Origin of the sequence: Xanthobacter sp. NM-59, from assembly GCF_021401125.1 — a bacterium.
Classification (GTDB): domain Bacteria; phylum Pseudomonadota; class Alphaproteobacteria; order Rhizobiales; family Xanthobacteraceae; genus Xanthobacter.
In genome coordinates, this window is the sequence record NZ_JACBFQ010000003.1 from 1 (window position 1) to 26,138 (window position 26,138).

The 26,138-nt window shown below is 66.9% G+C and carries 23 protein-coding genes and 1 pseudogene; 9 read left to right on the forward strand and 15 right to left on the reverse strand.

Annotated elements, in window-relative coordinates; genetic code table 11:
* Both L0966_RS07840 and L0966_RS07845 read right to left on the reverse strand, forming a co-directional pair.
* Positions 1-720: pseudogene (locus L0966_RS07840) on the reverse strand (IS701 family transposase); the annotation flags it as partial.
* Positions 721-1,337: 617 nt separating this feature from the next.
* Positions 1,338-3,152, reverse strand: coding sequence for an ABC transporter transmembrane domain-containing protein (locus tag L0966_RS07845; RefSeq protein WP_234051329.1), 1,815 nt, complete (start codon positions 3,150-3,152; stop codon positions 1,338-1,340).
* Positions 3,153-3,262: 110 nt separating this feature from the next.
* Here L0966_RS07845 and rpmE point away from each other — a divergent pair, with 110 nt between their 5' ends.
* Positions 3,263-3,487: a 50S ribosomal protein L31 gene (gene rpmE / locus L0966_RS07850; protein WP_234051330.1), complete on the forward strand. Its 225-nt coding sequence runs from the start codon at positions 3,263-3,265 to the stop codon at positions 3,485-3,487.
* Between the two features lie 818 nt (positions 3,488-4,305).
* Here rpmE and L0966_RS07855 read toward each other — a convergent pair.
* Positions 4,306-4,815 (reverse strand): DUF1465 family protein, encoded by a 510-nt coding sequence (locus L0966_RS07855; protein WP_234051332.1) that lies wholly within the window; start codon positions 4,813-4,815, stop codon positions 4,306-4,308.
* 326 nt (positions 4,816-5,141) lie between these two features.
* Entirely contained in the window at positions 5,142-5,324 is a 183-nt protein-coding gene (locus tag L0966_RS07860) for a DUF1192 domain-containing protein (protein ID WP_234051334.1), read from the reverse strand.
* Positions 5,325-5,462: 138 nt separating this feature from the next.
* Between L0966_RS07860 and L0966_RS07865 the strand changes: the two genes are divergently transcribed.
* Positions 5,463-6,470 carry an NAD(P)H-quinone oxidoreductase gene (locus tag L0966_RS07865; protein ID WP_234051335.1) on the forward strand — a complete coding sequence of 336 codons (1,008 nt, stop codon included), beginning with the start codon at positions 5,463-5,465 and terminating at the stop codon, positions 6,468-6,470.
* Between the two features lie 619 nt (positions 6,471-7,089).
* Here the strand turns inward: L0966_RS07865 and L0966_RS07870 are convergent.
* Together L0966_RS07870 and L0966_RS07875 are read right to left on the reverse strand one after the other, a co-directional pair.
* On the reverse strand, positions 7,090-8,907 hold the full coding sequence (locus L0966_RS07870; RefSeq protein WP_234051336.1) for an ABC-F family ATP-binding cassette domain-containing protein: 1,818 nt from the start codon (positions 8,905-8,907) through the stop codon (positions 7,090-7,092).
* Between the two features lie 214 nt (positions 8,908-9,121).
* Positions 9,122-9,301, reverse strand: coding sequence for a YdcH family protein (locus L0966_RS07875; RefSeq protein WP_234051337.1), 180 nt, complete (start codon positions 9,299-9,301; stop codon positions 9,122-9,124).
* A 402-nt stretch (positions 9,302-9,703) separates the two neighbouring features.
* On the opposite strand from L0966_RS07875, the gene L0966_RS07880 reads away from it, so the two are divergent.
* Positions 9,704-9,910 (forward strand): YdcH family protein, encoded by a 207-nt coding sequence (locus L0966_RS07880; RefSeq protein ID WP_234051339.1) that lies wholly within the window; start codon positions 9,704-9,706, stop codon positions 9,908-9,910.
* A 66-nt stretch (positions 9,911-9,976) separates the two neighbouring features.
* Here the strand turns inward: L0966_RS07880 and L0966_RS07885 are convergent, their stop codons facing one another.
* A complete protein-coding gene (locus L0966_RS07885) occupies positions 9,977-10,462 on the reverse strand; it encodes a peroxiredoxin (RefSeq protein ID WP_234051340.1) in 486 nt (161 codons plus the stop codon).
* A 79-nt stretch (positions 10,463-10,541) separates the two neighbouring features.
* Positions 10,542-11,390 carry a protein-disulfide reductase DsbD domain-containing protein gene (locus L0966_RS07890; RefSeq protein ID WP_234051341.1) on the reverse strand — a complete coding sequence of 283 codons (849 nt, stop codon included), beginning with the start codon at positions 11,388-11,390 and terminating at the stop codon, positions 10,542-10,544.
* A 215-nt stretch (positions 11,391-11,605) separates the two neighbouring features.
* On the opposite strand from L0966_RS07890, the gene L0966_RS07895 reads away from it, so the two are divergent.
* Entirely contained in the window at positions 11,606-12,223 is a 618-nt protein-coding gene (locus tag L0966_RS07895) for a YqgE/AlgH family protein (RefSeq protein WP_234051342.1), read from the forward strand.
* Between the two features lie 557 nt (positions 12,224-12,780).
* Here the strand turns inward: L0966_RS07895 and L0966_RS07900 are convergent.
* A complete protein-coding gene (locus L0966_RS07900) occupies positions 12,781-15,618 on the reverse strand; it encodes an EAL domain-containing protein (protein WP_234051673.1) in 2,838 nt (945 codons plus the stop codon).
* A gap of 648 nt (positions 15,619-16,266) precedes the next feature.
* On the opposite strand from L0966_RS07900, the gene L0966_RS07905 reads away from it, so the two are divergent.
* From L0966_RS07905 to L0966_RS07920, 4 genes are all read left to right on the forward strand, one after another.
* The gene (locus L0966_RS07905; RefSeq protein WP_234051344.1) at positions 16,267-17,982 is read left to right on the forward strand and encodes an ATP-binding protein; all 1,716 of its coding nucleotides are present in this window, start codon (positions 16,267-16,269) and stop codon (positions 17,980-17,982) included.
* A gap of 307 nt (positions 17,983-18,289) precedes the next feature.
* Positions 18,290-18,496, forward strand: a complete 207-nt coding sequence (locus L0966_RS07910) for a molybdopterin-binding protein (protein WP_234051345.1) — start codon at positions 18,290-18,292, stop codon at positions 18,494-18,496.
* Positions 18,497-18,676: 180 nt separating this feature from the next.
* Entirely contained in the window at positions 18,677-18,883 is a 207-nt protein-coding gene (locus L0966_RS07915) for a molybdopterin-binding protein (RefSeq protein WP_234051346.1), read from the forward strand.
* Positions 18,884-18,976: 93 nt separating this feature from the next.
* Complete coding sequence (locus L0966_RS07920; protein ID WP_234051347.1) at positions 18,977-19,183, forward strand: molybdopterin-binding protein; 207 nt, start codon at positions 18,977-18,979, stop codon at positions 19,181-19,183.
* A gap of 66 nt (positions 19,184-19,249) precedes the next feature.
* On the opposite strand, the gene L0966_RS07925 is transcribed toward L0966_RS07920, so the two are convergent.
* Entirely contained in the window at positions 19,250-20,140 is an 891-nt protein-coding gene (locus tag L0966_RS07925) for a helix-turn-helix transcriptional regulator (protein WP_234051348.1), read from the reverse strand.
* A 210-nt stretch (positions 20,141-20,350) separates the two neighbouring features.
* On the opposite strand from L0966_RS07925, the gene mog reads away from it, so the two are divergent.
* A complete protein-coding gene (mog, locus tag L0966_RS07930) occupies positions 20,351-20,878 on the forward strand; it encodes a molybdopterin adenylyltransferase (protein WP_234051349.1) in 528 nt (175 codons plus the stop codon).
* Positions 20,879-20,911: 33 nt separating this feature from the next.
* On the opposite strand, the gene L0966_RS07935 is transcribed toward mog, so the two are convergent.
* The 5 genes from L0966_RS07935 to fabA form a co-directional block, all read right to left on the reverse strand.
* On the reverse strand, positions 20,912-21,802 hold the full coding sequence (locus tag L0966_RS07935; RefSeq protein ID WP_234051350.1) for a cation diffusion facilitator family transporter: 891 nt from the start codon (positions 21,800-21,802) through the stop codon (positions 20,912-20,914).
* Positions 21,803-21,945: 143 nt separating this feature from the next.
* Positions 21,946-22,707, reverse strand: a complete 762-nt coding sequence (locus tag L0966_RS07940; RefSeq protein ID WP_234051351.1) for a DUF4239 domain-containing protein — start codon at positions 22,705-22,707, stop codon at positions 21,946-21,948.
* Between the two features lie 238 nt (positions 22,708-22,945).
* Complete coding sequence (fabI, locus tag L0966_RS07945; protein ID WP_234051352.1) at positions 22,946-23,821, reverse strand: enoyl-ACP reductase FabI; 876 nt, start codon at positions 23,819-23,821, stop codon at positions 22,946-22,948.
* 218 nt (positions 23,822-24,039) lie between these two features.
* Complete coding sequence (gene fabB / locus L0966_RS07950) at positions 24,040-25,257, reverse strand: beta-ketoacyl-ACP synthase I (RefSeq protein ID WP_234051353.1); 1,218 nt, start codon at positions 25,255-25,257, stop codon at positions 24,040-24,042.
* A gap of 179 nt (positions 25,258-25,436) precedes the next feature.
* Positions 25,437-25,967, reverse strand: a complete 531-nt coding sequence (fabA, locus tag L0966_RS07955) for a 3-hydroxyacyl-[acyl-carrier-protein] dehydratase FabA (RefSeq protein ID WP_234051354.1) — start codon at positions 25,965-25,967, stop codon at positions 25,437-25,439.
* Between the last annotated feature and the right edge of the window lie 171 nt (positions 25,968-26,138).

Genomic DNA, 26,138 nt, shown 5'->3' on the forward strand with positions numbered 1-26,138 from the left:
CCGCGCCCGGCAACGGGGAAGATGAGCGCAACATCGGCCGGATAGACCTTTTGGTGCTTCGGGATGCCCACGGCCCAGGTGAGGCCGCGTGTGCTCAGGCCTTGGCGGAAGGAGGCGGACATGCCGTAGCCGGCATCGGCCAGGACCAGTCCGAAACGCACGCCCAGCGCCCTGACGCGATCGATCTCATCAAGGGCGATCTCAGGCTTGGAGCGCGGTGCCTGGAACCGCTCTGGTACACCGGCGGTGACCATGCGTTCGACATCATCGGTCCAGGTCTGAGGCAGGAACAGGCGCAGGCCCACGGCCACGGGCACCTCGTCCCTCGCGAGTGTGACGGAGACCAAAGTCTGGCAGTTGGCGCGCTTGCCCAGCATGGAGGCGTATTGCGGCGCCACGCCAACCGAATGGCTGCCCTTCTTGGGCAGGCTCGTGTCGTCGATGACGAGGATGGCATCGGGTCCCCCACGAGGCGGTCGGCGGCGCGGGCGAGTTCCGCTTCAAGGGGGCCTCGTCCCATAGACCATCCGAGATGAAGTGGTGGAAGCGGTCATACCGTGTCGGCTCGAGCCGCTCGGCCATGGGCTGCATGCTCTTGCGCTCGCCCGGACCAATCAGCCCCGCCACATAGAGCGGACACATCTGCCGCCGCTTCTTGTGCCCCAGCAGGGCCACGAAGGGCTTCAGAAACTCCCCCAGCGCCTCATCCCAGATCGCCATGGCCTGCGCTCCCATCCGGGCGCAAACCTCAACACCTCAACGTTATCAATCCGTTAATCTGCCAAAGTAGTGCTAGGCCCCACCAACATTCAGCCCACGCGGCATGCACTTCTGCGCAGCCAGCAACGTGTCGTTCATGACGCTCCCTCTCCCGTTCTTGTGGGGCAAAATGTGGGGAGCGGGACCGAGCGGCGCGGGGGCCGCGCGGCGATGAGCCGAAAGGTCTCGAACACCAATCCCTTCTACCGCAGGGCCGGTCCCGCCCGATCCCCAGCCCTCTTCCGCCCGGAGTATGGGGGCAGTCCCGGCGGGGAACGACAGGCATCCAAGGCGTGGAGGCTGTTCCCAGGGCCTTCGCCTCGCCGCCGGGTCCCCACGCCCAACGTTTTGCCCCAGCCCCTTCCCGGCCGGCGGGAAAGGGCGCGGCGACAGGGACGCTGAATGGCGAACGGCCCCGGCCTCGGCGATAACGGGGCGCATGCTGCCTGCGGCCCCGTTGCAGGCCGGCGCCCGCTGGGTTCACCACAGCGCGGCGCGGGCTTGAGCAACAGCCCATGAATGCCGACGACTTCCACTCGCGTGCCGCAGGCTTCAGGAGCACACCCCGGCGGCCCGCCCTACCCTGCCGCGTTGAACTGCAGAGCGGCGAGGCGCGCATAAAGCCCGCCTTTGGCCACCAGCTCGGCATGGCTGCCCTCGTCCACGACGCGGCCTGCCTCCATCACCAAGATGCGGTCGGCGGACAGGACAGTGGCGAGGCGGTGGGCGATCACCAGAGTGGTGCGCCCCTCCATGGAGCGCTCCAGGGCGGTCTGCACCAGGGTCTCGCTCTCCGCATCAAGGGCGCTGGTGGCCTCGTCCAGCAGCAATATGGGCGCCGCGCGCAGGATGGCACGGGCGATCACGATGCGCTGGCGCTGGCCGCCCGAAAGGGTGACGCCCCGCTCGCCCACCTGTGTGTCCCAGCCCTGCGGCAGGCGCGCCACGAACTCGTCCACCAGGGCCGCGCGGCCGGCGGCTTCCACCTCCGCGTCGGTGGCATCGGGTCGGCCGAGGCGGATATTGCCGCGCACCGTGTCCGCGAAAATGGCCACCTCCTGCGGCACCAGCGCCATTTGGTGGCGCACCGCCACCGGATCGCAGGCGTGAATGTCGATACCGTCGAAGGTGATGCGGCCCGCCTGCGGATCGTAGAAGCGCTCCAGCAGCTGGAATACCGTGCTCTTGCCCGCCCCCGAGGGGCCCACCAGCGCCACCCGCTCGCCGGGGCGGATCTCGAACGCGATATTGTGCAGCGCATTGGCATCAGGCCGGCTGGGATAGGCGAAACTCACCTCCTCGAACCGGATGGCCCCCGCGATGCGCGCCGGCAGCGCCGTGGGCTTCGCCGGCGCCTTCACCTGCGGCTGCACCTTCAGGAGCTCGGCGATGCGCTCGGCGGCGCCGGCGGCGGCGGACGCCTCGCCCCAGGTCTGGGAGAGATCGCCCAAAGACGACGCCGCCAGCACCGCATAAAGGACGAATTGGCTGAGGGCGCCGGCGCTCATGGTGCCGTTGAGCACCGACTGGGCGCCCACCCACAGCACCACCACGATGGAGGCGAACACCAGGAAGATGCCGATGGCAGTGAGAATGGCCCGCGCCCGGCTTGCCTCCTGCGCCGCTCCGAAGGCCCGTTCCACCGCCCCGCCAAAGCGCGCCAGGGCCGCGCCCTCGGCGGTGGAAGCCTGGAGCGAGCGCATGGCGCCCAAAGCCTCGGCCGCATAGGCGGAAGCATCCGCCAGGGTGTCCTGGGCGGCGCGCGAGCGGCTGCGCACCTTGCGACCCGCCGCCACCAGCGGCAGCACGATGATGGGAATGGCGATGAGCACGAGGCCGGAGAGATGGGCGCTCGTCACCACCATCATGATGATGGAGCCGAGGCACAGCACGAGATTGCGCAAAGCGGTGGAGGCCGAGGCACCCACCGCCGCCTTGATCTGCGTGGTGTCGGCCGTCAGCCGCGAGGTCAGCTCGCCGGAACGGGCGGTATCATAAAAAGCGCCGTCCAGGGTCACGAGGCGGGCGAACACCGCCGTGCGCAAGTCCGACACCACCCGCTCGCCCAAGGTGGTGACGAGGTAGTAGCGGGCGGCGGACGCAGCGGCGAGCACGGCCACCACCGCCACCAGCACCTCGAAATAGCGATCCACCAGCCCCGCCTGGTCGGCGGCAAAGCCGAAATCGATCATCCGCCGCACGGCGAGCGGCAGCGCCAGGGTCGCGAGGGCGGCAATCAGGATCGCGCCGAGCGCCGCGAGCAATCGCCCGCGATAGCGCACGAGATGGGGCCACAATCCCTTCAGGGGGCCGAGGGAGCGTCGCTTGGGCCGCGCATTCTCTTCAAATGCAGGTTGGGCGGCGGGTTCGGGGGCAAGGTCGGCTTGTGTCAAAGGTGGCTCTCAGCTATAGACCCGCCACTTCCGGCAGGAAACGAATTTGAGCGCGTCGGGAATTTACGGGATCGTCCCGTGAGCCCGGCGAGGCCAAAAGGATTGAGACAATGAAGAGCGATATCCATCCCGACTACCACTTCATCAAGGTGGTGATGACGGACGGCAGCGAGTACACGACCCGGTCGACCTACGGCAAGGACGGTGACACCCTCCAGCTCGACATCGATCCGCGTACCCATCCGGCCTGGACCGGCGGCACCCAGCAGCTGATGGACCGCGGCGGCCGCGTGTCCCGCTTCAAGAACAAGTTCGGCGCGCTGCTCAAGGGCTGAGCCCCGACCGCGCCCGTGCCTTTGGGAGAGCTGCGCGCCCGCGCCGCAGCTTCCCTCACGCAGGTGTGAAACACCAAAGGGCGCCAGGAAGCGCAACGATCCGGCCAAAGGCCCGCTCTCGCGGGCCTTGCCTCCGCAAGGGGCGTTTTCGGAACCGACGACAAGCCGCGTGCATCCCACGGATGCCCACGCGGCTTTTTGCTTTTGAGCGCCCCTGCGGTGCGCGCGATCTGAGCCAGTCGCCGCGATGATGCCAGGCGCTGTGGGGGCAACAGCTGATGGCGTAGCTTTTCCGCCCCCAAGGGGGGCTCAGGGGCGGGCCGGAGCGCGGCTCCCACGGGCTTTTGCACCTTCCGCCGTGTCGCGGGAAAGCGGAAAGGCTCTGGAATCAACCGATATTCAGGAGGCAAGCGGAGGCTGGAGCCTCACTCCCGACAGCTGACCAGGGGCTATGACCGCCTCGATGGCTGCGGAGTTCGAAAGGCAGGCCGCCGCAGATTTCCGAGCCGTTGCCTCACATCGCCGCCGTATCGCTTCAGCTTCTCATGGAAGCGCTAAAGCAACCTATCCTTTTGTTTTTGCGCAGCTCTTTCACGCGAACCGCTTTCCCCTTCGCTCGGAAACGCCCTGAGCCCGCATTCCGAACGCCGGCGCCCTCCCCTGCGGGCGAGAGAGGCGGCCCCCGCGCAAGATGCCTCCCGGTGCCCGGCCAGGAGGCCATCGCTGATGCTGAAGGTCGATCCTCGCGGTTTTTTACGCGCGGTCCTTCGGAAATCCGGCGTCTGCTTTGCTTGGCGTCTGCTTTGCTTGAAAGCGCCCTAAGCGTCGTTCTCAGGGGTCACCAGGCGCAGCCGGGGACGCGCTGGAGCCGATGGCTCCTCAAGGTCCGTCTCGCCATTGAGGGACCATGGCCCCACCGCATCCAGCCCTGCGGGCAGCTCGGTGGTCTCGAAGGCCAGCGTGTCCAAAAGCGCCAGCACCTGGGCGGCGAGGCCGGAAACCTGAAGCAGCACCACTTGAAGGGCGGGAGCCCGTGCACCGCGCAAGGCCGGCGTAAGCACTTGCGCCACCTGCTCCGGCAGATGCAGCCGCTCGGCTTCATCGCACGCAGGCGTCGGCGCCATGTCACCTTCGGCCACGGCGCGCAGCAGCATCAATGCGGTGGACAGATCCAGCAGGAGAACGGAGAGGCCGCCACGTCCGGCCCCATCGAGCCCAACGGTGACGCGGTCATCGGCGAGACGCGCGCGCGCCTCGGCCAGCAGCGCCATGCCGCCCGCGAACACCGGCTCCAGAGCCGCCGACACCGTTCCCGCGTTTTGTCCCACGCGCCGCCACCTCTCCGCCATCCGCCTTCGCGCGGCGCCACATGACGCCGCCGCGCGCAAAAGGTAAAGGCCGCTAAAGGCGCGCCCCATGGGGAAACCGGGCACGAGAGGGGCGAAAGGAGCCCTTCGAAAGAGGAGCCGCCTTGCGGCGGCTCGTGAGTCTGACAGGGAGAGTTGCCAGAAGTCCGGGGCTAAAGCTCCATGCACCGGACAGACGCAGTTTCACACCGCAGGGTTAACGCGAAGTTAACGATCCCGTGGCAGGCACGGCCCACGTCCAGTTGCCTCAATCTACGGGCGGCAAACGATTCGCCGCGCCTCCCGCGCTAGAACTTGAAGGCGGCGTCCGCGGCGGCACGGGAGGCCTCCTTCTTCGCGAGGGCGGCTTCCAGGCGCACAATCTCGCCTTTGAGCGCCTCGATGCGCTCCCTGATCTCATCCACCGAGAGGCGCGACACATCCACACCCACCAAGGGATCGGACGGTGGCGCCGGCCGTTCCTCGTCCATGCTCATCCTCCTCTCGCTGCTCCTCCGCATGTTAGCGGGCCCTCCTTCCGCCATGAAGGGGGCTGCTGAAGGGGCAGTGCTTTGCGTCCGTCGGCGGCGGGGCTACAAAGCGCCACCTGAGCCTTTGGGAGCCTTGCCATGACAGAGCCGGCCGTGCCCGCCACCATGACCGCCATCGCCATTTCCAAGCCCGGCGGCCCCGAAGTTCTGGTGCCGGAGCAGCGCCCGGTTCCCCGGCCGTCCCCCGGCGAGGTGCTGCTGAAGGTGGAGGCGGCCGGCGTGAACCGGCCCGACGTGATGCAGCGCCGCGGCCTTTATCCGCCGCCGGCCGGCGCCTCCGACATTCCCGGCCTGGAGATTGCCGGCACGGTGGTGGCGCTGGGCGAAGGCGCGAGCCACTTCAAGATCGGCGATCGCCTGTGCGCCCTCGTCTCGGGCGGCGGCTATGCGGAATATTGCACGGCGCCGGAAGCCACCTGCCTGCCCATCCCCACCGGCCTTTCCGCCCCCGAGGCCGCGGCCCTGCCCGAAACGGTCTTCACCGTGTGGAGCAATGTGTTCGAGCGCGGCGGGCTTAAGGCCGGCGAGTGGCTGCTGGTGCATGGCGGCAGCAGCGGCATAGGCACCACCGCCATCCAGCTCGCCAAGGCCTTCGGCGCGCGGGTGATCGTGACCGCGGGCTCCGACGAGAAATGCGACGCCTGCCTGAAGCTGGGCGCCGACGTGGCGGTGAACTACAACACCAAGGACTTCGTGCCCGAGGTGAAGAGCGCCACCGCCGGCAAGGGCGCCAACGTGATTCTCGATATCATCGGCGGCCCCTACATCCAGAAGAATTACGAGGCCGCCGCCGTCGACGGGCGCATCGTGCAGATCGCCTTCCAGAAGGGGTCCAAGGCCGAGGTGGACTTCATGCGCGTGATGCTGAAGCGCCTCACCCACACCGGCTCCACCCTGCGCTCGCGCCCGCTCTCGGAAAAGGCGGCGCTGTCCGCGGCCGTGGTGGAGAAGGTGTGGCCACTGGTGACGGCGGGAACCGTGCGCCCGGTGATGGACCAGGCCTTCCCCCTGAAGGACGCCGCAGCCGCCCACGCCCGCATGGATTCCAGCGCGCATATCGGCAAGATCGTGCTCACCGTCGGCTGAGCGTTGCCGAGGGAAGTGGGCACCGGTTCGCACGAAGGAAACGCATGCGAACGAAAGGATAGACCGCTTCAGCGTTTCCAAAAAACGTGAGAGGCGGTCAAAGCGCGGGGACGACGAGAGGCGCCCCCGCGGTGCGCGCGACCAGGCACGGCATCCCTCGCCCCCTCTCCCACGCGGGTGAGGGCCGGCGCGTTGAAGCCCGAAATGCCGCTTTTGAGCGGATGACGGCCCTCCAGGTCCGATCAACGTTCAAGAACAGCGGTTTGCCGACGGCGCGTTCCCTCTCCCGCTTGCGAGGAAGAGGGATGGAGGGGACAGGACCGCTTGGACCGTGACCGCCTCAGCGGTGCAAAGATTTGAGATGCAAGACTTTTGGGACTTTCGAGGCGGTGCCATTCGCCGTGCCGCCGGGGGGCACTTTCCCGCCGTTTTGCCCCCCAACCCTCCCCGAAAACCGGAGAGGAAGCCGCGCCACGCGCATTGAATGGCGACAGGCCTGAGGGCGCCGACGAATCTGGCCACCACGCCTCTCCCCGCTTCCCGCCCTCCCCCGCAAGCGGGAGAAGGCACACGAATTGGGGACGCGCGGCGGGGGCCTTGCGGACCGAAGGGGGCCGGCTCAGCCTTCCAGTTCTTCCTTGAGGATCTCCAGCCGCAGCCATTCCTCTTCCGCCGCATCCAGCTCGGCCTGGGCCTTGGCGAGGGCGGCGGAGGTTTTCTCGAAGGTGGCCGGGTCGCGGGCGTAAAGACTGGGATCGGCCATGGTCGTGGCGAGCTTGGCGATCTGCGCGCGCAGCTTGTCCATGGTGTCAGGCAGCGTCTTCAAGGCGTGCTGCTCGTGGAAGGAGAGGCGCTTTTTCGCTTTTTCCTTCGGGGCCGCCTCCTTTGCCGCCTCCTTCGGCGCGCTCGCGGCGGTGCCGGCGGGTGCCTTCGCCTTGGCCTCCACGCCCCGCCCGCGCTGGGTGAGCATGTCCGAATAGCCGCCCGCATATTCGCGGAACAGGCCGTGGCCCTCGGCCATGATGACGCTGGTCACCGTGCGGTCCAGAAAGTCACGATCATGGCTCACCAGGATCACGGTGCCGGGATAGTCGGCCACCATTTCCTGAAGCAGATCGAGGGTTTCCAGGTCGAGGTCGTTGGTGGGCTCGTCCAGCACCAGCAGGTTGGAGGGCAAGGCCAGGGCCCGCGCCAGCATCAGCCGACCCCGCTCGCCGCCCGAAAGCACGGAAAGCGGCGTATTGGCCTGCTCGGGCGTGAAGAGGAAGTCCTTCAGATAGCCCATGACGTGCTTGGGCGTACCGCCCACCATCACCGTGTCGGAGCCGCCGCCGGTGAGGGCGTCGCGCAGGGTCGTGGTGGGGGCGAGCGCCGAACGCTTCTGGTCGAGGGAGGCGATTTCCAGGTTGGTGCCCAGCTTCACCGTGCCCGAATCAGGCGCGATCTCGCCTGTCAGCAGCTTGATGAGCGTGGTCTTGCCCGCCCCGTTCGGCCCGACGATGCCGATGCGGTCGCCGCGCTGGATGCGGGTGGAAAACTCCTTCACCACCTCCTGCTCGCCATAGGCCTTGGAGATGGCCTTGGCCTCGATGACCAGCTTGCCGGAGGTCTCGCCCTCGCTGACCTGGAGCTTCACATTACCCTGGGCGCGGCGTTCCTCACGCCGCTCCTTGCGCATGGAATGCAGGAGGCCCAGGCGCCGCACGTTCCGCTTGCGCCGCGCGGTGACGCCGTAGCGCAGCCAGTCCAGCTCCGCGACAATCTTGCGGTCGAGCTTGTGGCGCTCCGTCTCTTCCTGCTCCAGCACGCCGTCGCGCCAAGCCTCGAAGCCGGAAAAGCCCTGCTCCAGCCGCCGTGTCTCGCCGCGATCGAGCCAGACCGTGACGCGGGACAGGTTTTCCAGGAAGCGCCGGTCATGGCTGATGAGCACGATGGCGGATTTCAGCGACCTAAGCTCGGTTTCCAGCCACTCGATGGCGGGCAGATCGAGATGGTTGGTGGGCTCGTCCAGCAGCAGCACGTCCGGCTCGGGGGCGATGACGCGCGCGAGCGCCGCCCGCCGCGCCTCCCCGCCAGAGAGATGGGCGGGGTCCTCCTGGCCGGTCAAACCCAGCTGTTCCAGGAGATATTGGGCACGGTAGGCGTCGTCGCCGGGGCCGAGGCCGGCCTCGACATAGGCAAGCGTGGTCGCATAGCCGGTGAAGTCCGGCTCCTGCGGCAGATAGCGCACGGTTGCGCCGGGCTGGAAGAAGCGCGTCCCGTCATCGGGCGCGATCAATCCCGCCGCCACCTTGAGCAGCGTCGACTTGCCCGAGCCGTTGCGGCCGACCAAGCAGACTCGATCACCGGCGGAGACGGACAAGTCCGCCCCGTCGAGGAGAGGGGTGGCGCCGAAGCGCAGATGGATGTCTTGGAGCAGGATCAGCGGTGGGGCCATGACGCCCGATTTAAGCCACCGGCGGCGGAACGCAAAGGGGATGCGCTCCGCCTGCGCCCGAGAGGGCCCGGTGCCGTCCGAGCGACGCCGCTTCCGGCACCGCGCACACGACATCGCCCGGGGCCCGCCCGCAGGCGCGTGCCTTCGGCCTTAACCGCGGTCCATCCGCCGCCGCAGAGCAAGGCCCCACGTCGGTGACATCACCGGTTGATCATCAATGGATTGTGGACGATTCGCCGAGGCGATTCATTTCGTCCTTGAGGACAAGCTTTCTGCGCTTGAGTTCCGCAACCCGGACCGAGTCCTTGGCGGGGGAGGCAAGCTCGCGGGCGATCTCCTGATCGAGAGCCGCGTGGCGACGCTTCAACTCCTGAAGGTGCGACTGGATGGACATACTGAGCCACTCCCTGTCTGCATCACGCTTTTGAGTGTGTCATGGAGCTGACGTGAAGTCGACCACCTTTCTTGCTCTTTGCGTCGGAAGATGTCTTGCAGTGCGAAAAGCCCATGCCATAGTCGTTTGGCGCGCTCGCGGCGCGCGGCGGGCACCGGGTGCGGGACCCGTTCTGTCGAAGATGTGATCGAGGGCATGGCGGCGCTCCGCCGCCATGTGGGGAACGTCCTTTCGGGGGCGCAGCGGGGGAAGCCCCGGCCGGCGCGGCGGGCAATCGTCGCCAATGGGCACCGACCCGTCCTTTGGGGGATGCGGATCGGCCGCCCTGCCTGACGGCATCACCCTTTCGGGGGTGTCGCCCGCGGGTGACCGGGCCGGGCGCGGGTTGCGACGGATGGGTGCATGACCATTGACGAGGAACGGGATCTGAAGATCCTTCTGGAGCGTCTGAGGCAGGAGCATCGGGATCTCGATGTCGCCATAGAAGCCCTGACCGTGGTTTCGGGCTCCGACGTGCTCCAGGTGCAGCGGCTGAAGAAGCGCAAGCTCCAGCTCAAGGACCGCATCACCCATATCGAGGATCAGCTCTTCCCCGACATCATCGCCTGAGGCGAAGGCCGGACGCCGCCAGGGCGGCGTCCGCTCGCGCGCAGACGCGGGCGCTCGCCCGCCGGCTCAGAGCTGGCCGAGCAGGGCAGTGGCGCCGGAAACGTCAGCCTTGCCGGGCGAATCCTCGACATTGAGCACCTTCACCACGCCGTCTTCCACCACCATGGAATAGCGCTGGGACCGAACGCCGAGGCCAGCGGCCGAACCATCGAAGGTGAGACCCAGGGCTTTGGAGAAGCTCGCGTCGGCATCCGCCAGGAACAGGATCTTGCCGGCGGCGCCGGAGGCATTCTCCCAAGCCCCCATCACGAACGGATCATTCACCGCCACCACGGCGATGGTGTCGATGCCTTTGGCCTTGATGGCATCGGCATTGGCCACGAAGCCTGGGAGATGGTTGCGGTGGCAGGTGGGCGTGAAGGCGCCCGGCACCGCGAACAGCACCACCCGCTTGCCCTTGAACACCTCGTCCGTGCTCTTCTGCACCGGACCATCGGCGGTCATCACACGGAAGGTGGCGGAGGGCAGGCTTTCGCCAACCGAGATGGACATGGCACTCTCCACGAGAAAACGGCCGGGAACGGCCGCTCGCGGACAATACGTAGTTTTCCGGAGGAGGAAAGGGCCCCGATTAAGGCTGCGCCACCGCCTGGGTGGTGATGGAACGCGGCGTGTCGGACAGCGTGAAGGTGAGCCGGGCCGCGCGGGGATCCGCTCCGGCTGGCACGCCTTCCAGCGGCAGGGTGAAGCGGGCCAGGCCATCAGGCAGGGCCGTCTTTTGCGGCAGCGGCAGGGCCCAATGGGCATCGGGGCCTTCCACGAACAGGTCGGCCATGGGCGTGCCCACCCGCGCTTCCACCACCAGCTGGGGCGGCGTCGCACCCTCATCCAATCGCACGGAGAGGATGGAGGGGGCGCCCGGCGCCCCCAGTTCCGCCGGCTCGGGCACCTTGGCGCGAGCGCTGGCGATGCGCTTCGCCACCGCCGGGTCGGGCGTCGTTTCCAGCTCCAGGGCAAGGCGGGCATTGGCCGGCATGCACAGCTTCTCACACACGGCGAAGTCCATCACCATGTCGAGCCGCGCCGGCTGCGCCGGATCCTTCAGCGTCACCGTGAGCGGAAACAGCACGCTCGATTTGTAGCCGATGGAAAAGCCGTCGCTGCCATCGGAAAAGCGGCGCGGCGCCGGCCAGCCGACCTTCACATCAGCCACGTTCTGCGAGCCCTCGAAGGAGATCAGGGGCGGCACGCCGCTGTCGCCGGGATAGCGCCAATAGGTCTTGTAGTGGGGCTGCAGGCGGATTTCGATGCCCGCCTCGCGCGTCGCCCCGCTGCCGCCGGCCGAGAGCAGGCGCACCTCCGCACCAGGCAGGCTCACCGCATCGGTTTCCGCCGCCCGCGCGCTGGTCCAGAACGCCAACACGGCCGCGAGCACAGCCAGCCTCCCCGCCCACACGGCGATCTTATGGTCGGCGGACACGGCGGGATCGGAGCCGGCGTGCGCCGCGCGGCCAGATGCGATGCTTGTCATATGCTGGCGGTAGCCTCTCGCGCCCCCGGGGCAAAGCCCCCCGCATGCACAAGGCTGTGAGCAGACGCGGCGCACCATCGCCTGCGGCCGGGGGACAAGAGCACGTGATGCCCTGTCCACATCCGCTCATTCCCAAAACACCCGATGCGCGGTACGCTTGCAGCATGAACGCGACTGATACCCCGAACGCCCGGGAAGGCGGCGCGCGCTTCCTCGACGGGCAGATGCTGATCGCCATGCCCACCATGCGCGACGAGCAGTTCGCGCGCACCCTTGTCTATGTCTGCGCCCACTCCTCGGAAGGGGCCATGGGCATCGTGGTGAACCAGCCCGCGAACCACATCGATTTCGGTGAGCTGCTGGTGCAGCTGGACGTGGTGCCCGCAACCCAGCGCATCCTGCTGCCCGAAAGTGCCGGCGCCATCAAGGTGCTGAAAGGCGGGCCGGTGGAGACCGGCCGCGGCTTCGTGCTGCATTCGGCCGATTATTTCATTGAGAATTCCACGCTGCCCATCGATGACGGCATCTGCCTGACGGCGACGCTGGACATTCTGAAGGCCATTGCCGGCGGCACCGGTCCGCATAATGCGGTGCTGGCGCTGGGCTATGCCGGCTGGGCGCCCGGTCAGCTGGAAGCGGAGATCCAGGCCAATGGCTGGCTGAACTGCCCCGCCGACCCGGACCTGATCTTCAGACGCAGCCTGGAAACCCGCTACGACGCTGCCCTGAAGAAGCTGGGCATCGACCCCGGCATGCTCTCCAGCGACGCCGGCCACGCCTGAGGCAGCGAGCAGCAGCGTAAGGCCGCGGCGTTCGTTCTCGCTCCGTCGAGATCCCGCCTGAGACTGGGTCCTCGGGGTCTTGGCCGTTGCGGTGCTCGCCTGTTCGGCCCGCGTCTATGGGCTCCGAAGCCGCTGATCCTGCCCCGGCAGGCGACCCGGAGGGGATTACGCGCAGCCGACGTTTTCAGCTGCGGCCCCACTGCTCTCAAATTCGGAAAGTCGCCCCGGGGCAGCAGTCTTGCGCGAACTGCCCGCACGAGAACTCCACGCGCCCGGCAGCTGGCCGCCGCGCGCATCGAGCACCGACTGGAACACCGACGGGAACACCGGCGCCCATACCGGCGGACGGCCAGTGCTGGCGGGGGCCTGTGCCGGCGGTGCGAATGGCCAGCGCTTCCGAACCAGATCAGGCTGCGAATGACGTCAGCGAAGACCGCGCCCAGGTCCACGCGCACAGCGCCTGCCGCGGCCCACCCCATCCGGGCACGCCTTCGATGCCGCCAGCCCTTCAAGGCGTGACTGAATAGAGGAAGCGCCGCGTGGACCTGACCGGCGCGTCACTCGGCAGCGGCGCGCTTCTTCTTCGTATCCGCCGGGGCGGGCTCGATGAGGGTGCGGCAGTCCTCGGCGGTCAGCGGCTCACCGAACACGACGCCCTGAGCATATTCGCAGCCATATTGGGACATCTGGACCGCTTCGTTCTCGCGCTCCAGGCCTTCCGCGATCACGTCCATGCCCAGCTCGTGCGCCAGCTCCACCAGCGAGTTGACGATGATGGGCCGCGCCGCCCGGGCCGGGCCCTTGGCGGTGTCGCGCACGAAATGCTGGTCGATCTTGATGGTGTCGAACGGGAAGCGCTGGAGATAGGAGAGCGAGGAATAGCCGGTGCCGAAATCGTCCAGCACCAGGCCGGCGCCCAGCTCCCGCATGCGGCCCAGCAGGACCGCGGCATATTCCGGATTTTCCATCACCAGCGTCTCGGTGATTTCCAGCTTCAGCGAGCCCGGCGCCACATGGTTGCGGGTGAGGACCGACTTCAGGTCCTGCACCAGATCATGCCGCAGCAGCTGGCGCGAGGAGACGTTCACATGCACAAACAGCGGCGGGTCCACCCGCAGCATGCGCTGCCAGATGGCCAGCTGTCCCGCCGCCTTTTCCAGCACATAGAGGCCGAGATCGAGGATGAGCCCGGTTTCCTCCGCCAGCGGCAGGAATTCAGAGGCGGAGAGCTCGCCCAGGCGCGGATGATTCCAGCGCATATAGGCCTCGAAGCCGCCAATGGCGCGGTCACCAAGCCGCACGATGGGCTGATAGCGCACGAAGATCTCGCCATTGTTCAGCGCCTCGGCCAGCTCGGCCTCCAGCACCACGCGATCGATCTTCTGCTGGCGCATGGCGGGGCGGAACACCTCGATGCGGTCGCCGCCGATGCGCTTGCCGTAATACATGGCGAGCTCGGCATCCTTCATCACCTCATCGCGCTTGCCCACTTCCGGGCCGGACAGCACGAGGCCGATGGAGGCGGTGACGAACATCTCCCTGTCGGCGAAGGTGATGGGCGCGCGCAAAGAGCGGCGCAGGGTGTCGGCGAAGGTGGTGATGCGCTCGGGGTCGCGCTCCGACATCAGGATCAGGCCGAACTGGTCGCCCGAGATGCGGGCCAGCGTGTCCTGGGGGCGCAGCAGGCGCATCAGGCGGCGGGAGACCGTGAGCAGGATGGAATCGGCCACCGCCATCCCCACCTGCACGTTCACCTGCTTGAAACGGTCCAGGTCGATCACCATCACCGTCGGCTTTACCTTCGGATCCAGCCGAGCGAGGACGAGGGCCTGCTCCAGCCGGTCGAGGAACAGCTCGCGATTGGGCAGGCCGGTGAGGTTGTCGCGCACCGCGTCGTGCAGCAGGCGCTCGGCGGCGATGCGCTCGCCGGTCACGTCGAACAGGGTGCCCACGCAGCGCACCACCTCGCCATCGGCGCCCACCACGGGGCGGGCCTTCAGGTTGAAGGTGAGGTAGTGGCCATCAATGGCCTTCAGGCGGAAGTCCTGGTCGATGCGGCCGCGGCGCTGGTCGATGATGCCGTCGAGGGTGGCGCGGAAGCGGTCGCGGTCGGCGGGGTGCAGCACCTCCAGCCAGCCGGCGGCCTCGGTTTCCAGCGAATGGCGCTTCAGGCCCAGGGCCTCCTCCGCCTCTGGCGAGGTGTAGATCCGGTCGGTGTCCACGTCCCAGTCCCACACGATGAGACCGGAGCCGGCCAGCGCCAGCGCGCGGCGCTCCAGCTCGGAGGTGGAGCCCTGGATGCCGCCGATGCCGGCGAAGGCGTGCTGCATCACGGTGAAGCCGATGAGCATCACGATCAGCACCAGGCCACCCGACAGGGCCGCCGAGGCGAGATCGTTGCTGATGACGCCGGCCACCGTGAGCCCCGCCATGAGCACCCACACCAGCAGCAGCGACCAGGTGGGGATGATGAGCACCGCCCGGTCATAGCCGTGCTGAGACAGCCACAGCACGATGCCGAACCCGGCCACCGCCACCGCCAGCAACGACAGGCGCGCGATGCCGGCCGCCACCGGCGCGTCAAGCAGCGCCACCACCACCAGGGCGGCCAGGAAGGTGAGCCAGCCGGCGGCCACGTGCACATAGCGCACGTGCCAGCGATTGAGGTTGAGATAGGCGAACAGGAACACCAGCAAGGTGGCGGTGAGGAAGGCCTCGCCCGCCGCCCGCCAGAACTGCTCAGCCAGGGGCGACAGCCCGAACACCTTGGACCAGAAAGCGAAATCGAGGCCGATATAGCCCAGCACCGCCCACGCCAGCGCCGCTGCCGCCGGGAACATCACCGAGCCCTTCACCACGAACAGGATGGTGAGGAACAGCGCCAGCAGGCCGGCAATGCCGATGACGATGCCATGGTAGAGGGTGAAGGCGTTCACCCTCTCCTTGTAGGCATCCGGCTCCCACAGATAGAGCTGCGGCAGGGTAGACGAGCCGAGCTCGGCCACGAAAGTGACGGTGGAGCCGGGATCGAGCGTGACGAGATAAACGTCCGCGTCAGGCGAGTTCTGCCGCTCGGGCTTGAAGCCCTGGCTGGGCGTGAGCGAGACGATGCGTCGATTGCCCAGATCCGGCCAGAACAGGCCCGAGCCCACCATGCGGTAATGGGGGGCGACGATGAGGCGGTCCACCTGCTCATCGGTATTGTTGGTGAGCGCGAAGGCGATCCACTCCGCGTGCTGGCGCCCATCGGCGCTCTGCACCTCGATCCGCCGTACCACGCCCTCGGAATCCGGGGCGGTGGAAATCTGGATGCGTCCATTGTCCGTGGTTTCCCGCGTCACGGCGGGGGCAAGGTCCGTCACCTTGGCGTCGAGCCGCAGCGCAACGGGCTCCATCGCGCGCGCCGGCCCACTGCCGACCGAGACGAGGGCGACAGCCAGGGCGACAGTCAGGACAAAAGCGATGGTCGCGGCGATGAATGAACGCAACGTCAGGTCTCCGCACCCGCTAAGGTCGGGCGGCGATTTGTTCACTAACGACGGCATACGGCCGGAGCAAGGCGACCCCAACCGTACCATTATACGGTCAAACGCGGTACCGCAGCCTCCCGCAGCCGGATCGACAGCTTGGGACCGCAGCCATTCTAAAGCATTTCGCCGTTCAATGAATCGGGAAAGTGCTTTCAACTCTCATTTGCGGCACCAGACGAGGTGCCGAACCCGCTGTAAGGAATCCCTATAGCCGCCTCGCGGCCCGGTGGGAATCCCCTCGCGCCACGGCAGGCGCCCCCGCCCCTCACAGCTTCGCGCGTTCGATGCGCGTGGGCAGAGGGCCGGGGATCCAATTTGAGCCAGATCAAAAAGCGGCCTGCTTCTTGCTGCGATGCACCCATCCAGCCGGAATGGCGGGCGCGTGTCGGGTTTGTCGCAAACCCGACAGGGCGTCGCGCCGTGTCTGTCCGTGGACCCACCCCGCCAGCCCGCGGCTTCCTGTCCGCGGGTCGCCAGGCGGCTTGGGACGAACTTGGGACTAAGAGGTGATCGATGAAGCTCGTCGTCGAACGTCTGGTCGTCGAATCCCTGGTGAACGCCTTTCCCGATCAGGCCCACCTGCTCGCCCAGCCGCGCTTCTCCAATCGGGTTGAAGTCGGCCTCGACACGCTGAAGGCCGACGAAATCGCCCATCTGCACGATCTGGTACGGCAGAATGGCGGCACCCCCATTCGCGGCCAGGACGAGCAGCTCGCCAACATGGTGCGCGTCTTCCAGTATGATGGGCCGAAATTCGGCCCCGACGACCTGGAGGACCTGGCCGGCGCGCTGGCGCTGTTCCTGGTGGACAATTGCATTCGCGGCTGGCTGTTCCGCATGAATCCGGGCGGCAAGCCCGAGCCCTACCTCATCACCCGGCTCGATTACACCCCCGCTGGCGAGGAAGAGGCCGGGCGCGTGATCATCGAGCTGAAGGCCAACAGCCGCGGCCGCACCAGCATGGAAAACGTGCTGATCCGCTCCAAGGACCTGCGCGGCCTCACCATTCCCGGCACGCTGGCCGCCAAGGGCTGGCTACTGGAGGACGCGGCCCTGCTCGCCTCCTTCGACGGCGAAATGGTGCGCTATTTCGACTGGCGCGGCCGCTATGGCCAGCAATTCTCCGCCACCGGCACCGGCATCTTCGCCGAGGACCCCACCGCCAACCGCCGTGACACCGACTGGGCCCGCAAGTCCACCATCGTGCTGTCCTCCTCGGGCTCCGAAACCCGGCTCGTCAATGACGAGGAGCTGCTGGGCGAGCGAACGCTGGGCCTGGAAACCTCCGGCTTCTTCCTCGACAAGCTGGTGAAGAAGGCGGAGAAGCAGAACTGCTTCGACATGGCGGTGGACGAGGCCTTGAAGAAGGCCAAGGACAGCGTGCCCAAGGGCGCCTTCACGGACATGCCCGTGCACCCGCTCATCCTGATGTTCCACCTGGAACTGCACCACCACGTGTGGGTGCATGTGGACGACATCAAGCCTTACGAATACCACCCCGAGCTCAAGCAGAAGCTGGTTCTGCCCCCCGAGCAGACCGACCTCATCGACATCCTCACCGCCGAGATGAACACGCTCATGGACGACATCGTCGTGGGCAAGTCCGGCGGCACCACGGTGCTGTGCGCGGGTCCGCCCGGCGTCGGCAAGACGCTGACGGCCGAGGTCTATTCGGAGATCATCCAGCGCCCGCTCTACCGGGTGCATTCGGGCCAGCTGGGGCTCGATGTGGCCACCATGGAGAGCCAGCTCAAGGACGCCCTCACCCGCGCCCAGCGCTGGGGCGCGGTGATGCTGATCGACGAGGCGGATGTCTATATCAAGCGCCGGCAGGACAACCTCACCATGAATGCGGTGGTGGGCGTGTTCCTGCGCGTGCTCGAATATTTCAACGGCCTTCTCTTCCTCACCACCAACCGGGTGGACGATATCGACGAGGCCATCGTCTCGCGCTGCATCGCCCTCATCAAGTATCACGCCCCGGGCCCTGACGACCGGCGCAAGATCTGGAAGGTGATGGCGGAACAGTTCGGCCTCGGCCTCTCGGACCCGCTCATCGACCAGCTCGTGCAGCAGTTTCCGGAGACCTCCGGCCGCGACATCAAGGGCCTGGCCAAGCTGGTGTCCAAGTTCTGCTCGCAGAAGCAGGTGCCTCCGTCCATCGAGATCTTCCGGCGCTGCGCCATCTTCCGCGCCCTGGACGTCCCGCCCATGGAGGCGGCAGAATAGGCTCGCCCCGCGCGAAGACCGGAGAGCCCGCGCCCAGAGCGCGGGCTTTTCATTTCCGCCCCGCCGACGTCCCAACGGGCACCGACCAAAGCTATACCCCATGCGACATAGCTTCGCAGCGCGAGGCCATTGTCCCCCAGCCTTCCGCGGTTTCGCGGCGCGGCGGGGGGAGGAGCGTATTTTCCGCAACTTGTTTCTTGGCGGACGGGCGCCTAGCTAACCCCTCCAGGGACGACATCCATCGTCTGCGCCAAGGTCTCTCCCTACGGGCCTGCGATCTTGCTCCGCATAAGACAGGAGAACGAAGATGAAGGTCTCTGCGCGCAATGCTCTTTCCGGCAAGATCGTCGATCTGAAGAAAGGCACCACCACCTCTCACGTGGTGATCGATGTGAACGGCATGAAGGTCACCGCCTCCATCACCAATGAGGCCGTGGAAGACCTGGGCCTCAAGGTGGGTGGCGAAGCCACGGCCATCATCAAGTCTTCGGATGTCATCATCGCCGTGGCCTGAGGCGGCGCGTCGATCTGATTTCACGGCCGGCGCCTCGGCTCTTTCCATTTTCATCGCAGCACTAAAGCCGCCGGTCCCTTGGGCTTTATGCGTTTCCCTGGCGCGAGTGGGGTTCCACTTCGCTGGGAAACGCTCTCGTCTGGCTGCGCTTGGCTCCAGCGAGCATCGGGAGAAGACACAATGAAGGTTTCCGCGCGCAACGCCCTTCCCGGCAAGATCGTCGACATCAAGAAGGGCGCCACCACAGCCCATGTGGTGATTGACGTGAACGGCCTGAAGGTCACCGCTTCCATCACCAACGAGTCCGTGGACGAGCTCGCCCTCAAGGTGGGCGGAGACGCCACCGCCATCGTGAAATCCTCTGACGTCATCATCGCGGTGGCCTGAGGCCACCCCAGGGCCCGCGCCGCAGGCCGCATTGCGGGCCGCGTCGGCGGCGGGCCTTCCGCTTCTTTCTCATTCGAGGTTCAGGAGAGCATCATGAAGGTTTCCGCCCGCAACGCTTTCCCCGGCAAGATCGTCGACATCAAGAAGGGCGCCACCACAGCCCACGTCGTGCTGGACGTGAACGGCCTCAAGATCACCGCCTCCATCACCAACGAGGCCGTGGACGATCTGGGCCTGGTGGTGGGCGGCGAAGCCACGGCCATCGTGAAGTCGTCCGAAGTCATCGTGGCGGTGGACTGAGCACGGATCCGGGCCGCCCTTGCCCTCGGCCGGGCGGCCCCACTTCGGCGGCACAGCGGAAGGAGATCAGCGGCCGTTGAAATGGACGGTCCCTAGTCCGGAAAGATCATATCCGCCAAGGGCCTGCGCCCGCGCCTGCAAAGCCGGCGTGTGGCAGAAGGCCACGAACTTCTGGAACGGCGGATCAAAATAAGCCTTGCGCCAGACCAGAAGGTCGAACCGCTCTTCCACCAGCGGCACGAAATCCAGGTTGAACTGGCGCGCCGCCGCCTCAATGCCCAGCCCCGCGTCCGCCCGCCCACTGGCAATGGCCATGGCGAGATCGGTTTCCGAGCGCTCGACGGTATCCACCATCATCAGGTCCGCGCGCCGCATCTTCGCGTCTTTCAGCAGGCGATCGAGCACCAGCTCGCTTCCGGCCTCCGGCTGGCGCTGCTGAAAGCGCAGGCCGCGGGCATCCTTCAGGCTCGCCGGCGCGCGCGGCAGGTCCGGGCGCGAGATCAGGCCCCGGCTGCGGCGCCCCCACTCCAGCAGCACCCACGGTTCCTGGCCGAAGCGCTCCTCCACCACCGAAACGTTCCAGCCCTCCCCATCGGGCACATGCAATCCGGCGGCGATGCACCCGCCCGCCGCCGCCCGGTCCATGCCATCGAGTGTGCCGTCGAAGAAGGCTGCTATGCCGGAACGCGATTCGCGAAGCGCCCATTCCAACAGCGGGTCATGCCCGCCGGCAAACACCAGGGGACGCGGCGTCGCGGCGCTCGCCCCGCTGGGCTCCTCCGCCTCGCGCCCTTCGGTTTCGGCGCCCAGCCAGGTCTCGATTTCCTTTCGGGGAAACAAAAGCTTGCCCGTCACTTTCCGAAACGGAAGAGAGCCCGCCGCCACCAGGTCGTAGACCTTGCGCTCCTTCACCCTCAAAAGGGTCGCGAGCTCACGCGTGGTGAGAAATTCCGACATGGCGAAGTCCGAAAAAAACGCAAGATGCCCGGAAGGAACAACAGAATAAGGCTATATCCGCATAGATACGCCGTCACGGAAGGGACGCAAGCGAAACCCGCGCCGGGCCGGCAATGCCTTGCCCAGTTCCGGCGGGCGGCCTAGAGCCATGGTCGAAACGGCGGGCGCCCGCTGGCGCTGCCCCCTCATGTCCCAGATCGAGGAAACCGCATGGCTCGCATCGGCATCGTCACCATTTCGGACCGCGCCAGCCAGGGCGCCTATGAGGACAAGAGCGGCCCCGCCATCGAGGCCTGGCTGCGGCACGCCATCACCACGTCCTGGACGGTCGACTATCGCGTCATTCCCGATGGCTTCGAGAGCGTGCGTGATACGCTGATCGAGATGTGCGACCAGCAACAGCTCGATCTCATCTGCACCACCGGCGGCACCGGCCCGGCCCCACGCGACTTGACCCCGGAGGCCATGGCCGCGGTAATCCACAAGCCTCTGCCCGGGTTCGGCGAGCAGATGCGGCGCATTTCCCTCAATGAGGTGCCCACCGCCATTCTCTCGCGCCAGGAAGCCGGGGTGCGGGGCAAGACGCTGATCGTGAACTTGCCGGGAAAGCCCGCCTCCATCGCCGTATGCCTCGGCGCGGTGTTCCCCGCCATTCCCTACTGCCTCGACCTGATCGGCGCGGCGCGGATCGAGACCGACCCCGCCGTGGTGGTCGCGTTCCGCCCCAAGGGGGCCTGAGCGGGGGCGCCCGGAAGCCGCCCGGGCGCCGTCTTAGACCACCACCACGCCGTGGTGCTTGGCCTCGGCCTCCGGCTCCACATGGATGGTGAGGATGGCGTCCTTCATGTCCTCCGCGAAGGCGGTCTCGATGCGGTCGCAAATGGCATGCGCATCGGCCACCGTCATGCGGTCGGGCACCACCATGTGGAACTGCACGAAGGTCATGCGCCCGGCATGGCGGGTGCGCAGATCATGCACCTCCAGCGCCCCTTCGGCGTGGGTGGAGACCAGCTCGCGAATGCGCGCGACCACGTCCGGCGGCGCCGCCTCGTCCATCAGGCCCGCCACGGATTCGCGCATCAGGCCCCAGCCCATCCACAGCACGTTGAGCGCCACCAGGCCGGCGATGAGCGGATCGAGCTGCGGCCAGCCGGTGATGGGCACCAGGACGAAGGCCACCAGCACCCCGACGGAGGTCACCACATCTGAAAGCAGGTGCTTGGCATCGGCGATCAAGGCCGGCGAGCGATGGGCCTTGCCCACCCGCATCAGCACCCAGCACCACACGGCGTTCAGAACCGTCGCCGCGCCGTTGAAGAGCATGCCGGTGAAGGGCTGGTCCGGCAAATGCGGATCCAGGAGGCCGTTATAGGCCTCCCGCAGGATGGTGACCGCCGCCAGGGTCACCAGAACCCCCTCCACGACTGCGGAGAGATATTCCGCCTTGTAGTGGCCGAACTGGTGGTTGGCGTCCGCCGGGCGCGAGGAAATGTGCAGCGCCACCAAGGCCCCAAGTGAGGCCGCGACGTTGATGATGCTTTCCAGCGCATCCGAAAGCAGCGCCACCGAGCCGGTGACCCACCACGCGATCGTCTTCAAGCCGAGAACAATGATGCCGACGAGCACGCTCGCCGCCGCCACCCAGAGGGCTCTGCGGGTCATCCGGGACCTCCTGTCCTCGCCTTCGCCGTGTTGGGACATCCGAACCGCATCGGGCCACGGGACGCAAGGCGGCTCGTGCGGAGCGGCCAGTTTTTAGCGATTCCAATCTTGCCCTGCAACATGGCGGAGCGCGGCGCAGCGCCTCAATGCGCCATCTGCGCCAGCGCGTTTCGCATGGGCTGGCTCGCCACATGAATGACGCCGTCGAAGGGGCTGCTCATTTCCAGGATCAGGAACAGCGCGCCCGCTAGGGAAAGGGCACAGAGAAAGAAGGCCGCCAGCGACACCGCATTCACCGGCGCGAACAGGCCGAAGCTGATGAAAATAAGGGTGAGCCACACGATGATGACGCCGATGAACACCGGCGGCACGGAGGCGACCGCCTCCCCCACGACGGTCCAGCGCAGGGCGGCGAGCGTCTTGTAGGCCTCCAGGGATTCCGTGCGCAGCTCCCGCGCGCGCTCCGTCTGCGGCTCAAGGGCCCGGATCTGCAGCCCCACCCGCTCCAGCAACCGTTCGGACGCCTCGCTCTGCACCAGGGCGTTCGCGCCGCCGTCCTCCGGCCAGGTTTCCGCGATGGCGTGCCGGGTATAGGCGACGAGCGCCGCGCGGGCGCCGTCGGCGCCAGGGCCATAGGTGCGCAGGGCCACGTCAAGGGTAATGAGATCGGTAGCGAAGCGCTGAATGTCGCGTTCGGTGGTGTCGAAATTGCCTTTCACCGATGCGGTCATCAGGCCGAGAATGAGGGACGCCATGGCCGCGACCATGCCCACGCCCAGCTTCACCGCATCCTCGGTTCCCTTGGACAAGTGCTCTTCCCGGAGCCGCCGGGCGCCCCACATGCCCAAGCCCACGCCGCCGAAGAGGCCGACGAAGACGACGATCGCCACCAGCAGTGCCTGCATCCGCTTCCCCCCGGGCGCCGGCCTGCCAGGCCGTTGCACCTCTCCCCGCGCCCCAGGTGGAAGGCATGGCGCACAGGGGCGCCGCCCGTCCGAAGGAAGCGGCGTCTCAAATCATGATTTTCGGGAAGATACAACGGGCGGGTGCGAACCCGGCACCGGCGGGCGCCCGAGATTCGCCCCTCGGGGAGGCAGGCCAAGGCCCCGCGCGGCCGCAGCCGCGCCGGGCGGTCCGCTGAACTTATTCCGCGGCTTTGGAGGAGGCGTCGGAGGGGGCGTCCTTGCCGGGCACCTCGGCCGCCAGCTTGGCCTCGGCGTCCTCCTGGGTCTTCAGCACGTCCGGATGGGGCATGGACATGATGTTGTAGCCCGAATCGACGAAGTGCACCTCGCCCGTCACACCCGTGGACAGGTCCGAGAGCAGGTACAGCGCAGAGCCACCCACTTCCTCGATGGTCACGGTGCGGCGCAGCGGGGCATGGCGCTTCTGATAGTTGAACATCAGCCGCGCGTCGGCGATGCCGGCGCCCGCCAGGGTGCGCACCGGGCCTGCGGAGATGGCGTTCACGCGGATGCCAGCCGGACCATAGTCCGCAGCCAGATAGCGCACGGAGGCTTCAAGGGCCGCCTTGGCCACGCCCATCACATTATAGTTCGGCATCACCCGGGTGGACCCGCCATAGGTCAGGGTGATGAGCGAACCGCCATGGGGCATCAGCGCTGCAGCGCGCTTGGCGATCTCGGTGAAGGAGAAGCAGGAAATGACCATGGTGCGCGAGAAATTCTCGCGGCTGGTATCCGCATAGCGCCCCTTCAGCTCCGATTTGTCGGAGAAGGCCACCGCATGCACCAGGAAATCCAGGGTGCCCCACTTTTCCTTCAGCGTCTCGAACACCGCATCGACGCTCTTCACATCCTCAACGTCGCACGGCAACAGGATGGAGGAGCCGACACTCTCGGCCAGGGGCCGCACGCGCTTGGCCATGCCTTCGCCCTGGTAGCTGAAGGCGAGCTCCGCCCCCTGCCCCGCCAGCGCCTTGGCGATGCCCCAGGCGATGGAGTGGTCGTTGGCGACGCCCATCACGAGCCCGCGCTTGCCTTTCATCAGGTCCTGCATCACCCACCCTTAGAGCATTGTCCCGAGGGGACCGCACCTGTCCGCGAAACCGGTCCGGAGGCCCATATTCAGGTCCGCCCCCGCGCCCGGCACCACCGCAAAGCGGCAGCGAAATCGCACATCACCCGGCGATAGCAGACGCGGCCCCGCCGCGCCACGCTTTCGCCGTCACCTCTTCCGACCGATCTTTACAATGCGTGTACGCGGACGAGCCGCCCTCACGCATCCAGATGCTTGATGACGAGGCTGGCATTGGTGCCGCCGAAGCCGAAGCCGTTGGAGAGCACATGGCCGAGCTTCGCATTGTCCACACGCTTGCGCACGATGGGCATGTCAGCGAAGGCCGGATCGATTTCCTCGATATTGGCGCTCTCGCAGATGAAGCCGTTCTGCATCATCAGGATGGAATAGATGGCCTCGTGCACGCCGGTGGCGCCCTGGGAATGGCCCGTCAGCGACTTGGTGGCCGAGATGGGCGGGCACTTGTCCCCAAACACCGCGCGAATGGCCTCGATCTCCTTGAGATCACCGATGGGGGTCGAGGTGGCGTGCGGGTTGATATAGTCGATGGGCGCCTTCACCGTGCTCATGGCGAGCTTCATGGCGCGCTCGGCACCCTCGCCGGAGGGAGCGACCATGTCGGCGCCGTCGGAGGTGGCGCCATAGCCGACGATTTCCGCATAGATACGGGCGCCGCGCGCCTTGGCATGCTCCAGCTCTTCCAGCACCAGCACGCCGGCGCCGCCGGAAATCACGAAGCCATCGCGATTCTTGTCATAGGCACGGGAGGCCACGGCCGGGCGGTCATTATAGGCGGACGACATGGCGCCCATGCCGTCGAACAGCACGGACAGGGTCCAGTGCAGATCCTCGCAGCCGCCGGCAAAAATGATGTCCTGCTTGCCGTACTGGATCAGCTCGTAGGCATTGCCGATGCAAATGTTCGTGGTCGCGCAGGCGGCCGAGATGGAATAGCTCAGCCCCTTGATCTTGAACCAGGTGGAGAGCGTCGCGGAGGCGGTGGAAGCCATGGCCTTGGGCACCGCGAACGGGCCCACGCGCTTGGGCCCCTTCTCGCGGGCGATGTCGGCCGCCTCGACGATGGTCTTGGTGGACGAGCCGCCCGAGCCCATGACGATGCCGGTGCGGATGTTGGAAACCTCATTGGCCTCCAGCCCCGCATCGCGGATGGCCTGATCCATGGCCACATGGTTCCAGGCGGTGCCGCCGCCGTGGAAGCGCATGGCCCGGCGGTCCACGACCTCCTCGGCGTTCAGGGTCGGCGCGCCCTGCACCTGGGAGCGAAAGCCGAGCTTGGCATAATCCTCGGCAAAGGTGATGCCGCTCTTGGCCTCTCGCAGGCTCGCGAGGACCTCCTGCGTGTTGTTGCCGATGGACGAGACGATGCCCATCCCGGTGACGACGACGCGGCGCATGTCAAATCCCCATTGGAACGCACGGTTCGGGCCTCGGCCCCTGTCCTGGCCGGCCTCGAGCGGAAGAGCTCAAGGGCCAGGCGGGCTCGCCGATGCTCCGGTTTCGCCCTGCCGCCGGGGTCCGTTCACAGGTCCCGTCGGCGGAAGGCATGATGGCGGCGGATCGTGGCGGCGCCTTGTCAGGCGCCGGCCATGGCCGCCGGCTCGGCCTGGAACAGGCCGACCTTGAGATCATGGGCGCGGTAGATCACGTTGCCGTCGGCGGCCAGCCAGCCGTCGGCGATGCCGAGCACCAGCTTGGACCGCATCACGCGCTTGAAGTCCACGCCATACACCACCTTCTTCACCGAAGGCAGCACCTGGCCGGAAAACTTCAGCTCGCCCAGGCCCAGCGCCCGCCCGCGGCCGGGCGAACCCAGCCAGCCGAGGAAGAAGCCCACCATCTGCCACATGGCATCCAGGCCCAGGCAGCCCGGCATCACCGGGTCACCCTTGAAGTGGCAGCCGAAGAACCAGAGGTCCGGGTTCACATCGAGCTCGGCGCGCACCATGCCCTTGCCGAATTCGCCACCGGTCTCGGAGATCTCAGAAATGCGGTCGAACATGAGCATGGGCGGCAGCGGCAATTGCGCATTGCCCGGCCCGAACAGCTCGCCACGTCCACATGCGAGGAGGTCCTCATACCCGAAGCTGGTCTGCCGTTCCGCCATTTCTGAGATAAATCGCCTTGCTGCCCAAGAGGGTATTGTCCCTGAGAAGGGTCTTTTTCCTCAAGAGGGTCGTTTCCACCGGGCCCTGCGGCCCGCCTCCGAAATCGAGCCTTCGAGATCGGCGGCGGGCACTCCCTAACATAGGCAAGGGCGCGCTCAAAGTCATGAAAG

Excerpts from the sequence above, each read along its gene's own strand:
- L0966_RS07905 (WP_234051344.1), top strand. The coding sequence starts at position 16,267 with ATGAAGCTCGTCGTCGAACGTCTGGTCGTCGAATCCCTGGTGAACGCC.
- L0966_RS07910 (WP_234051345.1), top strand. The coding sequence starts at position 18,290 with ATGAAGGTCTCTGCGCGCAATGCTCTTTCCGGCAAGATCGTCGATCTG.
- L0966_RS07865 (WP_234051335.1), top strand. The coding sequence starts at position 5,463 with ATGACAGAGCCGGCCGTGCCCGCCACCATGACCGCCATCGCCATTTCC.
- L0966_RS07880 (WP_234051339.1), top strand. The coding sequence starts at position 9,704 with ATGACCATTGACGAGGAACGGGATCTGAAGATCCTTCTGGAGCGTCTG.
- L0966_RS07925 (WP_234051348.1), bottom strand. The coding sequence starts at position 20,140 with ATGTCGGAATTTCTCACCACGCGTGAGCTCGCGACCCTTTTGAGGGTG.
- L0966_RS07875 (WP_234051337.1), bottom strand. The coding sequence starts at position 9,301 with ATGTCCATCCAGTCGCACCTTCAGGAGTTGAAGCGTCGCCACGCGGCT.
- L0966_RS07940 (WP_234051351.1), bottom strand. The coding sequence starts at position 22,707 with ATGCAGGCACTGCTGGTGGCGATCGTCGTCTTCGTCGGCCTCTTCGGC.
- L0966_RS07870 (WP_234051336.1), bottom strand. The coding sequence starts at position 8,907 with ATGGCCCCACCGCTGATCCTGCTCCAAGACATCCATCTGCGCTTCGGC.
- L0966_RS07885 (WP_234051340.1), bottom strand. The coding sequence starts at position 10,462 with ATGTCCATCTCGGTTGGCGAAAGCCTGCCCTCCGCCACCTTCCGTGTG.
- rpmE (WP_234051330.1), top strand. The coding sequence starts at position 3,263 with ATGAAGAGCGATATCCATCCCGACTACCACTTCATCAAGGTGGTGATG.
- L0966_RS07915 (WP_234051346.1), top strand. The coding sequence starts at position 18,677 with ATGAAGGTTTCCGCGCGCAACGCCCTTCCCGGCAAGATCGTCGACATC.
- L0966_RS07920 (WP_234051347.1), top strand. The coding sequence starts at position 18,977 with ATGAAGGTTTCCGCCCGCAACGCTTTCCCCGGCAAGATCGTCGACATC.
- fabB (WP_234051353.1), bottom strand. The coding sequence starts at position 25,257 with ATGCGCCGCGTCGTCGTCACCGGGATGGGCATCGTCTCGTCCATCGGC.
- L0966_RS07900 (WP_234051673.1), bottom strand. The coding sequence starts at position 15,618 with ATGGAGCCCGTTGCGCTGCGGCTCGACGCCAAGGTGACGGACCTTGCC.
- mog (WP_234051349.1), top strand. The coding sequence starts at position 20,351 with ATGGCTCGCATCGGCATCGTCACCATTTCGGACCGCGCCAGCCAGGGC.
- L0966_RS07935 (WP_234051350.1), bottom strand. The coding sequence starts at position 21,802 with ATGACCCGCAGAGCCCTCTGGGTGGCGGCGGCGAGCGTGCTCGTCGGC.
- fabI (WP_234051352.1), bottom strand. The coding sequence starts at position 23,821 with ATGCAGGACCTGATGAAAGGCAAGCGCGGGCTCGTGATGGGCGTCGCC.
- L0966_RS07860 (WP_234051334.1), bottom strand. The coding sequence starts at position 5,324 with ATGGACGAGGAACGGCCGGCGCCACCGTCCGATCCCTTGGTGGGTGTG.
- L0966_RS07895 (WP_234051342.1), top strand. The coding sequence starts at position 11,606 with ATGAACGCGACTGATACCCCGAACGCCCGGGAAGGCGGCGCGCGCTTC.
- fabA (WP_234051354.1), bottom strand. The coding sequence starts at position 25,967 with ATGGCGGAACGGCAGACCAGCTTCGGGTATGAGGACCTCCTCGCATGT.